Origin of the sequence: Rhodococcus sp. 14-2470-1b (assembly GCF_002259415.1) — a bacterium.
Classification (GTDB): Bacteria; Actinomycetota; Actinomycetes; order Mycobacteriales; family Mycobacteriaceae; genus Rhodococcoides.
Genome location: NZ_NPFY01000028.1, coordinates 228,278 through 240,977 on the forward strand (window position 1 = coordinate 228,278; position 12,700 = coordinate 240,977).

15 protein-coding genes are annotated in these 12,700 nt (G+C 64.5%); 7 read left to right on the forward strand and 8 right to left on the reverse strand.

Going from position 1 to position 12,700, the window contains the following annotated elements:
• Positions 1 to 2: 2 nt before the first annotated feature.
• Entirely contained in the window at positions 3 to 620 is a 618-nt protein-coding gene (locus CH293_RS21215) for a TetR/AcrR family transcriptional regulator (protein WP_094721404.1), read from the reverse strand.
• A gap of 66 nt (positions 621 to 686) precedes the next feature.
• Here CH293_RS21215 and CH293_RS21220 point away from each other — a divergent pair, with 66 nt between their 5' ends.
• Complete coding sequence (locus CH293_RS21220; protein WP_094721405.1) at positions 687 to 1,346, forward strand: TetR/AcrR family transcriptional regulator; 660 nt, start codon at positions 687 to 689, stop codon at positions 1,344 to 1,346.
• On the opposite strand, the gene CH293_RS21225 is transcribed toward CH293_RS21220, so the two are convergent.
• The 3 genes from CH293_RS21225 to CH293_RS21235 are packed head-to-tail and all read right to left on the reverse strand — an operon-like array spanning position 1,312 to position 2,825.
• Positions 1,312 to 1,725, reverse strand: a complete 414-nt coding sequence (locus tag CH293_RS21225; protein WP_094721406.1) for a DUF5313 family protein — start codon at positions 1,723 to 1,725, stop codon at positions 1,312 to 1,314. The genes CH293_RS21220 and CH293_RS21225 overlap by 35 nt on opposite strands.
• Positions 1,722 to 2,171, reverse strand: coding sequence for a MarR family winged helix-turn-helix transcriptional regulator (locus CH293_RS21230; RefSeq protein ID WP_094721407.1), 450 nt, complete (start codon positions 2,169 to 2,171; stop codon positions 1,722 to 1,724). The genes CH293_RS21225 and CH293_RS21230 overlap by 4 nt, the downstream gene beginning before the upstream one ends.
• 30 nt (positions 2,172 to 2,201) lie before the next feature.
• Complete coding sequence (locus CH293_RS21235) at positions 2,202 to 2,825, reverse strand: LysE/ArgO family amino acid transporter (RefSeq protein WP_094721408.1); 624 nt, start codon at positions 2,823 to 2,825, stop codon at positions 2,202 to 2,204.
• Positions 2,826 to 2,894: 69 nt separating this feature from the next.
• On the opposite strand from CH293_RS21235, the gene CH293_RS21240 reads away from it, so the two are divergent.
• The 6 genes from CH293_RS21240 (at position 2,895) to CH293_RS21265 (ending at position 8,994) form a co-directional block, all read left to right on the forward strand.
• Positions 2,895 to 3,758, forward strand: a complete 864-nt coding sequence (locus CH293_RS21240) for a LysR family transcriptional regulator ArgP (protein ID WP_094721409.1) — start codon at positions 2,895 to 2,897, stop codon at positions 3,756 to 3,758.
• 264 nt (positions 3,759 to 4,022) lie between these two features.
• Complete coding sequence (locus tag CH293_RS21245; protein WP_241483811.1) at positions 4,023 to 6,719, forward strand: ATP-binding protein; 2,697 nt, start codon at positions 4,023 to 4,025, stop codon at positions 6,717 to 6,719.
• Positions 6,716 to 7,129, forward strand: coding sequence for a roadblock/LC7 domain-containing protein (locus tag CH293_RS21250; RefSeq protein WP_019667414.1), 414 nt, complete (start codon positions 6,716 to 6,718; stop codon positions 7,127 to 7,129). Before CH293_RS21245 ends, CH293_RS21250 begins: the two co-directional genes overlap by 4 nt.
• 120 nt (positions 7,130 to 7,249) lie before the next feature.
• Positions 7,250 to 7,627 carry a DUF742 domain-containing protein gene (locus CH293_RS21255; RefSeq protein WP_052059315.1) on the forward strand — a complete coding sequence of 126 codons (378 nt, stop codon included), beginning with the start codon at positions 7,250 to 7,252 and terminating at the stop codon, positions 7,625 to 7,627.
• A complete protein-coding gene (locus CH293_RS21260) occupies positions 7,608 to 8,192 on the forward strand; it encodes an ATP/GTP-binding protein (RefSeq protein WP_037110933.1) in 585 nt (194 codons plus the stop codon). Before CH293_RS21255 ends, CH293_RS21260 begins: the two co-directional genes overlap by 20 nt.
• 10 nt (positions 8,193 to 8,202) lie before the next feature.
• A complete protein-coding gene (locus tag CH293_RS21265) occupies positions 8,203 to 8,994 on the forward strand; it encodes an MHYT domain-containing protein (RefSeq protein WP_094721410.1) in 792 nt (263 codons plus the stop codon).
• Here CH293_RS21265 and CH293_RS21270 read toward each other — a convergent pair.
• From CH293_RS21270 to CH293_RS21285, 4 genes are all read right to left on the reverse strand, one after another.
• Positions 8,991 to 9,926 (reverse strand): NAD(P)/FAD-dependent oxidoreductase, encoded by a 936-nt coding sequence (locus CH293_RS21270; RefSeq protein ID WP_094721411.1) that lies wholly within the window; start codon positions 9,924 to 9,926, stop codon positions 8,991 to 8,993. The two genes, CH293_RS21265 and CH293_RS21270, sit on opposite strands and share 4 nt — an antisense overlap.
• Before the next feature lie 72 nt (positions 9,927 to 9,998).
• Positions 9,999 to 10,601, reverse strand: a complete 603-nt coding sequence (locus CH293_RS21275; RefSeq protein ID WP_037110948.1) for a superoxide dismutase — start codon at positions 10,599 to 10,601, stop codon at positions 9,999 to 10,001.
• Positions 10,602 to 10,714: 113 nt separating this feature from the next.
• Complete coding sequence (locus tag CH293_RS21280; RefSeq protein ID WP_094721412.1) at positions 10,715 to 11,872, reverse strand: iron-containing alcohol dehydrogenase; 1,158 nt, start codon at positions 11,870 to 11,872, stop codon at positions 10,715 to 10,717.
• Positions 11,873 to 12,027: 155 nt separating this feature from the next.
• On the reverse strand, positions 12,028 to 12,700 hold a 673-nt coding region (locus tag CH293_RS21285), incomplete at its 5' end, for an aldehyde dehydrogenase family protein (protein WP_141217206.1).

Genomic DNA, 12,700 nt, shown 5'->3' on the forward strand with positions numbered 1-12,700 from the left:
CGTCAGTCCGTCGGCTTCGTTGTTCCGGCGATGCGGTCCGCCAGACGCGCGCCCTCTTCGATGAAACGGCGACGCCCCAGCGTCGTGAAGGATCGGTCGTCGGACAGGAACGCCGACGCGAAAATCTCGATCTCGGAGATCGTCGCCACCGCGATGACTCCTGCTTCTGCAGCCGGCACTTTCCCTCTGACCTTCTTCGCGGCTGCCGCCAGGGCGGGAATCAGAACGAGCGCGTTCTCGCGCCGAATCGCCTCCACTTGCTGGCTGGCGCCGCGGGAGGCGACGAAATACACCGTTGCGGCTGTTCGGTTGTCGCCGAGCCACTTCACGAACGGCGCGACGAGTGCTCCCATTTGCCGCTCGGGAATCACGACCTCCGTTGCGATGCGTTCCACTTCGTTCACGTAGTCGGCGGCGAACTCCCGCAGGCCCTCCAGGAGAATTTCCTCACGCGAAGGGTAGTGGTAGTAGATGGCCGCAGATGTCATGTCGGCGGCGGCCGCGATGTCGGCGACAGTGATCGAATCAGCGGGTCGGGCGGCGAACAGTTCGAAAGCGGTGGAGACTATGACGCCCCGCCGCGACGGACGGTGAGCGGGCCGCTTGACTGTTGCCGACATTCGATCTCCTCTGTAACGGGGTCATGCAACACTAGTGCTTCGGCGAACGAGAGGTGAGACTTCCAGGTGAGCGAGAAGGGGGCGGGCGTCGGCATGGGCAAGAAATCACCGCACAGGCCATCGAGGCGGCACGAGATCGTGTCGGCGGCAATCAAAGTCTTCGCAGCAAAGAGCTTCTCGGACGCGAGTATTCAGGACGTCGCGATCGAAGCGGACGTCGTTCCATCGGCCGTCTACTACCACTTCGCGGGCAAGGACGAGCTGTTCGAGCTGGCCATGCGGCAGGTGCTCGACATGGTCGACGCCGTCGTAGCCCAGGTTCGTGCCCAGGAGGGCGACGACGATCCGTCGCTCGAGGCGGTGATACTCGCCGTGTGGAAATGGGTCGAGTCGCATCCCGACGAGTCACGCCTGCTGCACTACCATCTTCCCGGTGCCACGGCTGAGGCGTCGGTGCTACGACGTGAGTTCGAGGAAGCTCACGTGCAACGCGCATTCGAGTACCTGCCGCCCAGTCCCACACCACTCAGCCGGCGCGCTGCCGCGAGTCAGCATGCCACGCATACCCTGTCCACTCGCACGCTCATCGAACTGCTGATGATCGTGCACGCCCTCCGCATGGACGAAGGTCCGTTGAGCAAGCACGCATCCAAGAGTTTGAGCCGTGCCGTGGTGACGGTCGGCCAACGCATCATCGTCGGCGCGGGGGCGGCTGACGATTCCTGAGGTGCAGGCGCTCGTACCGAACGCGCTCGTCCTCGAGTGCCGCCGTCTTGCGATCGCTCTGGAGATTCGATGGGAGACCGTGTAATTCGAGCCGACGGGCGCGGTTGAGCTCCATGAACGCCACGGTGTAGAAGAGTGCGAGCAGCACGCTCAGCAACACCATCGCTCCGCGCAACCACAGTGCGCCGGGAAACAGCACGAAGAACCCGATGAAGATCGGGAGGAATGGAATCATGGATCGGAGGAGGTGTCTCGGAACGGCCCCTCGCCCGATCAGGTCGTTTCGGACCCAATCCTGCATGGACATCGGAAGCCTGCGCCCGGCCACGTAGCCGAGCCACTGCAGGAAGCTCGGTCGTGTTCGTGGTGTCGTGCTCATTGCAGCGCCCCTGCATCGATAGCGGCTCGGTTGATGCGCCCGAGCACCGTGCGAAGTTCTTCGAGTTCGGTGATGTCCACTCCGAGTCGTTCGACGACGGCAGGGGGAATGTTCTCCGCCAGCGTCCTCAGTTCGGCCCCGTCTGCGGTCAACTCGACGGCGAGCTGACGCTCGTCGCTACGGCTGCGGGTTCGAACGAGGAGACCGGCTGCCTCCAGCCGTTTGAGCAACGGGGACAGGGTGGGGGAGTCCAGTTGCAAGGCCGCTGCGATTTCTTTCACCGACCGCGGCGAGGACTCCCAGAGCGCCAGCATGACCAAGTACTGAGGGTGAGTGAGCCCCATCGGCTCCAGGAGGGGCCGGTAGACGGCGAGAACGGCTCGGTTGGCAACCGCCAGTGCGAAACAGACCTGCCTGTCGAGAGCGAGTGGATCGTCGTCGGACACGTTTTCGATAGTACACGAATGGTTAGTGCACTAACTATTTACTGCTTGTACTGCCAACGTCGAGCCCAGAGCGACCATGAACGCCGCTATCGCGCCGTCGAGGACGCGCCAGGCCATCGGTTTCGCAAATGCCGGTTGCAAAAGGCGGGCGCCGTATCCGAGCGCGGTGAACCACAGAAGGCTCGCGGTACACGCACCGATTCCGAACCAGATTCGCGCGGTGTCGTACGTTGCCGCCACTGATCCGAGAAGGACCACGGTATCCAGGTACACGTGCGGATTCAGCCATGTCAGCGCCACCGCTGTCACGATGACGGTGCCGACCCGGGCCGGTTGCGACGGGCGATCCGCAGTCATGGCGGCCGGGCGCAGCGCGCGACGTATCGACAAAGCGCCGTATGCGAGAAGGAAGGCAGCGCCACCCCAATAGGCGATGGTCATCACGGAGGGGGAGTTGTCGACGAGGAAACCCGCCCCGGCGACGCCGGCCGCGATGAGGACGACGTCCGACACCGCGCAGACCGCGACGACAGGAAATACGTGCGTCCGCGCGATCCCTTGCCTCAGAACGAACGCGTTCTGAGCTCCGATGGCCACGATGAGCGACAGGCCGAAAGCCAAGCCCGCGAGGGTGGGACCGAGTGCGAACGTCATGAAGCAAAGGCTAGAAACGGTCGGATCTGAAGTACAGCGAATATTACTTCATCAGGATTAGTGTTGCTTATGCACGAACCCGACCTGTCACAGCTTCACGCCCTCGCCGCCGTGGTGTCCGAGGGCTCGTTCGACTCCGCGGCCACTCAATTGCACATCACGCCTTCGGCAGTCAGTCAACGGATCAAAGCGCTCGAGACATCGGTGGGGACAGTGCTGGTTCACCGCTCCAAACCAGCGCGGATCACCGAGGCGGGAATGCCCTACCTGCGGCTGGCACAACAGATAGGAACACTCGTCGCAGAGCTGACTCCAGGCACGCCCGCGTCGATACCGATTGCCGTGAACGGTGACTCGCTCAACACATGGGTTCTCCCTGCGCTGGCACAGCTGTCGCACCGTATGGAGTTCGACATCAAGAGGGAGGACCAGGACCACTCCGCGGAATTGCTGCGTCAAGGAGTGGTCGTCGCGGCCGTCACCACGTCAGCGGACGCAGTGCAAGGGTGCTCGGTCACTCGTCTCGGGGTGATGAAGTATCGGCCGATGTGCTCGCCCGAATTCCATGAAACCTGGTTCCGCGACGGACCGTCGGGCAACGCATTGTCCCGTGCGCCGATGATCGTGTTCGATCGCTCCGATGACCTACAACACCGATATCTCGAACAGTGGGGTGTGACGAGGCGTGCAGGTCCCACGCACTTCGTGCCGTCGTCAGCCGACTTCGCCGAAGCGGTGAGGCTCGGAATGGGATGGGCCGTCCTGCCTCGACAGCAGATCGACAGAATGCGCACCGGAGTGGACGTCGTCGATCTCGCGCCGGGCACCGGCGTCGACGTCTCGCTCTACTGGCAGCAGTGGACGTTGAAAACGGCCGCCTTGGCCGAGTTGGCGTCGGTGATCGTCGCTGCGGCGGGGTGTTCGCTGGACTGACCGCCCGGACTCGACAAGTACAGAAGCGTGTCCGTCGGTGAATGGTTCTCAAAAAGTCATAAAGTCGTAAATCTTTCCCGAAACAGGATCTTGGTATATGTTCTCGGGACAGAATAAGTCCGGGCGGTTTGTTGTGTTTCACAGCCTGCACGGACGGGTCTGTGTTCACGGGAGCTGTCAGCCCGCCCTTGTCCCCGCCCGCCCTGGGCAGAGTCGAAGCGAGTCCGGCTAGTGGTCGAAATTGGAACCGAACCACCGAACACGGTGCCCACCGAACGCACGTGGTCGCTCTCTGCATGGCCCGTTCGGGCCAAGGTCGCGGCCGTCGTCGCGCTGCCGTTGATTCTCGCAATGGGTTTCGGTGCTCTCCGCATCCAGACCGAACTGTCCGCCGCAGCCGATCTGTCTGCCGCTGCCGACAATTCACGAATCGTGACGCCGCTGCTCGCCCTCGACAAGGCCGTCGGAGATCTCGCGCTGAGCGGTGTGCCGAATTCCGGCGAGGAAGTGCAATCCGGTCTCACCGCCGTGCGCGACGCGCTCGGAACCAGCGGAGACCAGGATGGCGGAGGCCCCGAGGCAGGCGCCCTCGTCGACTTCGAGAGCGCCGTCTCCGGCGCGGAGCAACTGAGCGACAGGCTGCGGCAAGGCCCGGTAGCCCCCGTCGAGCGCGTCGGTGTCGCATCGGCCGTCACCGAATCGATCGCAGAGCTGATCGCCGACGGCTTGTCCGTCGAGAGCGCCGAGCCTCGAACCCTCACGTCGACCATCGTCGACGCCATGTCCGGTCGCCGCGCCGCGCAGACCCAGCAGCTTCACGTCTCCACCCCCGACGTCACGATTCTCGACGAGGTCAACCGAGCCGCGGGCAGCGAAGCCGCCGACATCGCAGCACTCTCGACCGTCCTCGGTCCGGAGTCCGCCGAAGTGCAAGCGCTGCAAGCACAATTCGACACCAGGCTTGGAATGTACTCCGCAGCGGCAAGCGGGGGACCCACCAATCCGTTCCTCTCGGCCGGACAGTCCACCGATATCTACACCTCCATCGCGGACCGATACGCAGGCCGCCTCGTCGAGACACTGACGTCCGAGGCCACCGAGAGTCGCTCGGTCGCGTTGCGCGACACCGCCCTCGTACTCGGCTCGGTCCTTACCGCACTCGTGCTCGCGCTGATCGTCGCTCGCTCGCTCGTCCGCCCCATCCGCAGGCTCCGGTTGGGCGCACTCGGTGTCGCTCAACGCGCGCTCCCCGCTGAGATCGAAAGCATCAGATCCGGTGGACACACCCCGGAGATCGTGCCGATCCCCGTCCACACGCAGGAGGAGATCGGCCAGCTTGCCCGCGCGGTCGACGCCATCCACGAGGAAGCGCTGCAGCTTGCCGGCGAACAGGCGCGCCTTCGAGTGCAGGTCGGCAACATGTTCGAAACGCTTTCTCGCCGAAGCCGATCGCTCGTCGACCAGCAGCTGGCCTTGATCGAAGAACTGGAACGCGACGAGGACGACCCGCGCCGCCTCGACAGCCTCTTCCGCCTCGATCACCTGGCCACCAGGATGCGCCGAAACGGTGCCAACCTCATGGTGCTGGCAGGCACCCCGTCGCGCCGTGCACAGGGTGACCGCCCCGTCGCACTCGACGCGGTGATGAGCGCGGCCGTGTCGGAGGTCGAGGACTACCGCCGCGTCCTCATGCTCGACGTGCCGGAAGCCGCGCTCACCGCGGCAGCAGCAGCGGACATCGTCCACCTGGTCGCCGAGCTGATCGACAACGCACTGCGCTACTCACCGCCCGACAGTGCCGTGGCCGTCACCGCCGCCCGCGCTGTCGAAGGCGGAATCCTGCTCGAAGTCGCCGACCGCGGGCTGGGTATGCCTGCAGCGGACATCGAAGAAACCAACGAGCGGCTGTCCGCCGGCGGTGAAGTCACGCCCGAAACAGCGCGTCGGATGGGCTTGTTCGTGGTCGGGCGTCTCGCGCAGCGCCACGGAGTGACGGTACGACTACGCGCGACACAGGTACAAGGAGGGGCGTCGGGAGTGACCGTCAGCGTCCACATACCCGTGTCACTCGTCGTGACGACATTCCCGACGGCCGAGAACGTCCGCGCCAATCGCAGGGACCTGTCGGCAGGTCGATCGAAATCTGTGCCGTCACCGCGCAACGGTGCACCTCCGAACACTGCGACGGACGCCGAAACAGCTACGGAACGAACGGGTCCGGTGTCGCTCCTCGCGCTCGACGGACTCGCGTCGGCAGGAGTGCCGTCGCCGGGTGCCGACGCTCCGACGCCGGCCGAGCAGAACGGATACGTCGCCCAGACGCGTAACGGTCACTCCGACGACACACAGGACGTCACCTCCGCATCGCTTCCCCGGCGTCGTCCGGGCGCGAGCGGCGTCGACGAGCACATCGCCATATCGTCCGGCAGAGCCGAAGCGGCCCCGTCCGGCGACGTAGCTGCCGTCAGGCGGACCTCGGACACATCGTCGTTCTTCGGCGCTCGCCCTGCCGCGCTCGCGGCGAAGAACGACACCGCGTCGGGAACCGAGGACGCGACCCCACCACCGCCGGATCCGCTGGCACCGCCGACCCAGGCCATGCCGATCTATCAGCGAATGGTCTCCGAGTGGCTCGTCGACCCTGCCACCGGACAGGGCCGTTCGCGCACCTGGTCTTCACCGGCGGACGCAGGCTGGGCCGCCGCCGAGAACGCCGACGACGCGCGCGCACGTACCAGAACGGACTCCGGTCTGCCCCTTCGTAGACCAGGTGCCCGACTGGTCCCGGGCGCCGTCGACACCGGGCGCACCCCGACGCACAGCCGGGAAGACACGCCGACGTCGTCGCGCACACGGTCACCCGACGCCGTACGCGAGAAACTCACCAATCACTTCACCGGTGTCCGCACCGGACGCGCCGAAGACGTCACCGGCCGACACAGAACGGAAGAAGGCGAATGAACCACCCCATCGCGTCGACCCCCGATCGGTCCCTGGACTGGCTCGTGTCGAACTTCGCACGCGACATCGTCGGAGTCGCGCACTCCGTACTGGTCTCGGCGGACGGGTTGCTGATGGCGACCAGCGAACAACTACCTCGTGAACGCGCCGAGCAGCTGGCTGCGGTGACGTCCGGTCTGGCGAGCCTGTCCTCCGGCGCCGCGCGACTCTTCGACGGTGGTCCGGTGCTCCAGTCCATCGTGGAGATGGAGAACGGTTACCTGCTGCTGATGAGCGTCGGCGATGGATCGCACCTCGCGGCACTGACGGCAGCATCGTGCGACATCGGCCAGGTCGGCTACGAAATGGCCGTGCTGGTCGATCGTGTGGGCAGCATGGTGCAGCCGGCCGCGCGGATACGAGATCGGTGATGCACGGTGACACCGTCGGAAACCCCTGAAGTAGACGATGCGGTGAGCGAGGTCGACTCGCGCGATCGATCAGGCACACCCGAGTCGACCGACGAGTCTGCGCCCGAAGCCCCTGTGGGCATCAATGATTCGGACGGGTTCGACGAGGCGGCACCGACGCCGAATCTGGTGAGGCCGTACACCCTCACCGCGGGCCGAACACGATCTGAGGTCTACCTTCCTCTCGAAGCTCCCGTGCACACCGTCTCCCCGGTCGTGACGAGTATGTGGCCGCCCAGCGACATGAGATCGAAAATCGTCGCGCTGTGCATGGAGAGCCCGTCCGTGGCCGAGATCTCCGCGCGCCTGAGCCTGCCCCTCGGTGTCGCCCGCGTACTCGTCGGCGACCTCGTCGAATCTGGAACATTGCGTGTGTCGGCGACTCTCGACGACGACGCCACTGCGGCCGAGCGCCGCGAACTCATCGGAAGGACACTTCGTGGACTACGCGCACTCTGACGCGAGAGGTCGGACGGCGGCTTCGACGAAAATCGTCGTCGCAGGTGGATTCGGCGTCGGCAAGACGACACTCGTCGGTGCGGTATCGGAGATCGTGCCGCTGCGAACCGAAGCGATGATCACCGACGAATCCGAAGGAATCGACGAACTGGACTCCGCGGGCAGCAAATCGACCACGACCGTTGCCATGGACTTCGGCCGAATCACACTCTCGGACGACCTGGTGCTCTACCTGTTCGGTACGCCGGGCCAGCGGCGATTCTGGTTCATGTGGGACGACCTGGTTCGCGGTGCCATCGGTTCGATCGTCCTCATCGACACGCGTCGTCTCGACGACTGCTTCGCGGCGATCGACTACTTCGAAGCTCGTGGACTTCCCTTCGTCGTCGCCGTCAACGAGTTCGACGGTGCGCAGCGATTCGAGATCGACGACATCCGCGAAGCACTCGCGATCGCCCCGTTCGTGCCGATAGTCAAAGTCGATGCGCGACGCGCGGATTCCGTACGCGACGCCCTCATCACCCTCACCGAGTACGCCCTCGACCGCGTGCACTCGGCAACCTAGGAGCAACACCATGGATCATTCACACGAGATGCAGCATTTCTCGATGGGCATCTGGCTCGTGTTCCTCGCCTACGGAGTGTCCGTCGTGGGCTGTGTCGTCGGCCTCGCCTGTACCAGGCAATCCGCGGTCGTCTCGTCACCGCGTGCTCGATTCGGATGGTTGACGATGGCGGCAGTCTCGATCGGGGGTATCGGCATCTGGCTGATGCACTTCATCGCCATGCTCGGATTCACCGTGACCGGCAGCGTCGCGCGGTACGACCTTCTGTGGACCGTCGTCTCGGCGTTACTGGCAATCGGAGCGACCCTCGTCGGACTGCTCATCATCGGTCGCAAGGTCAACATCTGGACGCTCCTCGTCGGTGGCGTCGTGATGGGAATCGCCGTCAACGTCATGCATTACACCGGAATGAACGCAGTCCGCATCCAGGGTTCGGTGTCCTACGACACGACTCTCGTCGCCGTCTCCGTGGCCATCGCCGTCGTTGCAGGCACATTGTCTCTGTGGTTCACCCTGGTCCTACAGAAACCGATGTTGTTGCTGGCCGCAGGTCTTGTCATGGGCGTCGCAGTCGTCGGAATGCACTACACCGGGATGGCTGCCATGCGCGTCACCGTCGACTCGGACGCACCCGTACCAGCGGGGCTCGAAGTGTTCGGATTCCTGTTCCCGGTCTTCGTCATCGGACTCCTGGCGCTCGCGGCACCGATCGCAGCATTGTTCACGCTCACCGACGACGAGGACGACGACATCGAATCGATGCACCTCGACCAGCCGCAGGCGCCCTCTCGCGTGAGCTAGGACAACCTGGCGCAGATCGCGCGGCCCGCGTCCGTACCCGACCTCCATGCACTCTCGACGCGAGGTGGCCCCGACGGACTCCACTGATCGCCCGCGAAGTAGACAGGGCCGCTCGCGAGATCGACCGAACGGAAGGTCGAGTCGTGTGCCTGCGCGGGCTTCGCGAAGGTCCACCGATGAACGTGCGTCCACGACGGAGCCCGCAGACCGGTCACAGAGCGAACCGCCGCAACCGTCTGCGCCACCGCCGATTCCGGGTCTCTCAGATGCGCACGGGCGAAGTCCGCGGTGGTGTGCGCGACGAGAACCGGCGCCGAGTCGCCGCGCCGCGCCCCGTCGTCGGCGAGGAACTCTATGACGGGATGCGCATTGACGAACGCTGCGTTCTCGAACGGCAACGGCATGTCCTCGAACCCGGCGACCACGGTGAGAGCAGCGTCGTAGTTCACCGGGTCCGGCACGTCGACGAGTCTCGATGCCTGCGGATCCGGCATCGCCAACACGACGATGCCGTCGGGAAGCGCGGTGAGCTCGGTGGATTCGGCCGTGATCTCGCCCGGGCCAGCGCCCCCCAACACGTCCCTGACCAGTGAACGCAACCCACCTGGAGTCGCCCACCTTGTTGGACCCGTCGTGGTGGTGGCGTCTGCGCCTGGAGCCAGTACCCCGAACGTGTCGGTCCACGGCCTGGCGAGACCTGCTACTTTCCACGCCTCGACCAACTCGGCGAAACCGTCGTCGCGCACGGTGAAATAGCCCGCGCCGATGTCGACACGGCGACCGTGCAGTTGCGGAGACGCCATCCGCCCGCCCACAGCACGGCCGCGATCGACGAGACGACACTCGACGCCGCCGTCCCTGAGCGCGACCGCGCATGCGGCGCCGGCCATTCCCGCGCCGACGATGGTGACCGGAGTACTGGGGGTGCTCACGATCGGCTCGTCGCCCTCGTCGTCATCATCATCGACACCGAGCGTCGTCCCGAAATCCTCATACGCGAGACACTAGTCGTTCCACGGTCCACGGCGTGCGACGTCCGCCCAGTCGACCAGGTTCCAGAACGCCGTGACGTATTCCGCCTTGACGTTCTTGTACTGGAGATAGAACGCGTGCTCCCACATGTCCAACAGCAGAAGGGGAGTGATCCCGAGAGGGACGTTGGCCTGCTGATCGTAGAGTTGGAACGTGAGCAGTCGCCTGCCCAGTTCGTCCCAGCCGAGAACTGCCCAACCGGAACCCTGCAGTCCGTTCGCTGCAGCAGTGAACTGTGCGCGGAACTTGTCGAAGGACCCGAACTGATCGTCGATGGCGGCCGCGAGCTCACCGACAGGCTTGTCGCCACCGTCCGGGGAGATGTTGGTCCAGAACTGAGTGTGATTGCGATGCCCGCCCAGATGGAACGCAAGATTCTTCTCGTGCAGGAAGATCCGTGAATGATCGTCGGATTCACGTGCAGCCGCGAGCTGTTCGAGTGCGGTGTTCGCGCCCGCGACGTAGGCCGCATGGTGCTTCGAATGATGAAGCTCCATGATCTCGCCGCTGATGTGCGGTTCGAGGGCAGCGTAGTCGTACGTCAGTTCGGGTAGTACGTACTTGTCGGTGGTCATGATCTCGCTTTCGGGTCTGTTCGATCGGTACATGACCATTCTCGAACCTCGACTGCACTCGAGGTCAAGCCCAGCCCGGTGATGGTGTACGCGTGGGCTGTGGCCGTGCGCGGTCAGAACACGGAGCGATACAGATCTGCGATCTCGTCGGCCGTCGGCACGACGGGGTTGTTGCCCGGCGATCCCGACGCCAATGCCTGCTCGGCCATGAGCGGAATCAGACTGTCCCACTTGGCTTCGTCGATACCGTAGGTGCTCGGGCGCGGGACCTCGACATCGGAGCACAGGGTGTCGATGAACTCGATCAGCCGCGCGGACGCGATGTCATCGGAATCCGTGCGTCCGGCCGCACCGAGTTGGCGAGCGCACTCGGCATACCGGTCGCGAGCCCCGGGGATGGAGAACGCCGTGACGGCGGGGAGCAGCATTGCGTTCGACAGGCCGTGTGCGACATGGAAGTGCGCTCCGATCGGACGGCTCATGCCGTGAACCAGGCAGACGCTGGAGTTGGAGAACGCCATACCTGCCTGGGTTGACGTATGCATCATCGCCTCGCGCGCTTCGGTGTCGGAGCCATCCCTGTACGCGCGCAACAGAAACCGGCCGATGGTCCGCATCGCGGACAATGCGAGTCCGTCGGAGATCGGGTTGGCTTTCTTGCTCACGTAGGCCTCGATCGCGTGGGTCAACGCGTCGACGCCGGTGTCCGCGGTCAAGCGGGGCGGCATGGATGCAGTCAATTCGGAATCCACGATCGACGCTATGGGAAGAAACGACAGGCCGGGACACAACATCTTCTCGTCCGACGTGACATCCGTGATGATCGTGAACTGTGTTGCCTCCGAACCGCTTCCGGCGGTCGTCGGAATCGCGATGATGGGTAACGCAGGCCCCGTGTACTGGCGTGGTGCCTTGTAGTCGCGCATCTCGCCGCCCTGCTTCGACAACACCGCGAGGGCTTTGGCTGTGTCCATCGGGCTGCCACCGCCGAACCCGATGACTGCGTCTGCGTCGTGGGCTGCCGCCGCAGCCAAGCCTGCGTGCAGGGACTCGGTGGTGGGGTCCGGGACGGTTCCGGAGAACAGTGCGCCCTCTTTGCCCGCTCCGGTGATGATCTTCATGAGCCGTTCCGCTGAGCCGTTGCTTACCATGAACGCATCGGTGACAAGCAAGGGGCGCTGCACGTTCAAGTCGGTCAGCACGTCGCCGAGGCTCTCCACGGCTCCTGGCCCGAGCTTGAGAAAACGCGGGAACGAGATGTTGGCAACCATGTCCTACTCCTTTGTAGATACGTCAGCGCACTTGCCTGCACACTATCGGCCACCGACGCGGCCTGACCTCGTCGTGAGTGGAAATGTAGGTGCTCTCTGGTCGCTCCGTGGGTTCCGCTCCTGAGCTCAGGCCTACATTTCCACTCACGTGGGGGTTAGTTGTTTTCGGGGAAGCCGAGGTTGATGCCGCCGTGGCTGGGGTCGAGCCAGCGGCTGGTGACGGCTTTTCCGCGGGTGAAGAAGTGGATTCCTTCGGTGCCGTGGGCGTGGGTGTCGCCGAACAGCGAGTTTTTCCAGCCGCCGAAGCTGTAGTAGGCCATGGGGACGGGGATGGGGACGTTGATGCCGATCATGCCTACTTCGACTTCGTTCTGGAAGCGTCGGGCTGCGCCGCCGTCGTTGGTGAAGATGGCGGTGCCGTTGCCGTAGGGGTTGTTGTTGATCAGTTCGAGGGCTTGGTCGTAGGTGTCGACGCGGACGACGGAGAGGACGGGTCCGAAGATTTCGTCGGTGTAGATGCTCATGTCGGTTTTGACGTGGTCGATGAGTGTCGGTCCGAGCCAGAATCCGCCGGAGACATCCCTTGTCGCGTCGCTCGCACCGTCTCCGCCGTCGGCTTTGACGCTGCGGCCGTCGACGACGATGGTGGCGCCGTCGGCTTCGCCTTGGTCGATGTAGGAGGCGACTTTGTCGCGGTGGGCTTGGGTGACGAGGGGGCCCATGTCGGCGCCGCGGGTGCCGTCGCCGGTGACCAGGGGGGTGGTGCGTTCGACGATTTTGGCGACGAGGGTGTCGGCGATGTCGCCGACGGCGACGAGGGCGGAGATG

Excerpts from the sequence above, each read along its gene's own strand:
- CH293_RS21215 (WP_094721404.1), bottom strand. The coding sequence starts at position 620 with ATGTCGGCAACAGTCAAGCGGCCCGCTCACCGTCCGTCGCGGCGGGGC.
- CH293_RS21225 (WP_094721406.1), bottom strand. The coding sequence starts at position 1,725 with ATGAGCACGACACCACGAACACGACCGAGCTTCCTGCAGTGGCTCGGC.
- CH293_RS21235 (WP_094721408.1), bottom strand. The coding sequence starts at position 2,825 with ATGACGTTCGCACTCGGTCCCACCCTCGCGGGCTTGGCTTTCGGCCTG.
- CH293_RS21240 (WP_094721409.1), top strand. The coding sequence starts at position 2,895 with ATGCACGAACCCGACCTGTCACAGCTTCACGCCCTCGCCGCCGTGGTG.
- CH293_RS21250 (WP_019667414.1), top strand. The coding sequence starts at position 6,716 with ATGAACCACCCCATCGCGTCGACCCCCGATCGGTCCCTGGACTGGCTC.
- CH293_RS21265 (WP_094721410.1), top strand. The coding sequence starts at position 8,203 with ATGGATCATTCACACGAGATGCAGCATTTCTCGATGGGCATCTGGCTC.
- CH293_RS21275 (WP_037110948.1), bottom strand. The coding sequence starts at position 10,601 with ATGACCACCGACAAGTACGTACTACCCGAACTGACGTACGACTACGCT.
- CH293_RS21280 (WP_094721412.1), bottom strand. The coding sequence starts at position 11,872 with ATGGTTGCCAACATCTCGTTCCCGCGTTTTCTCAAGCTCGGGCCAGGA.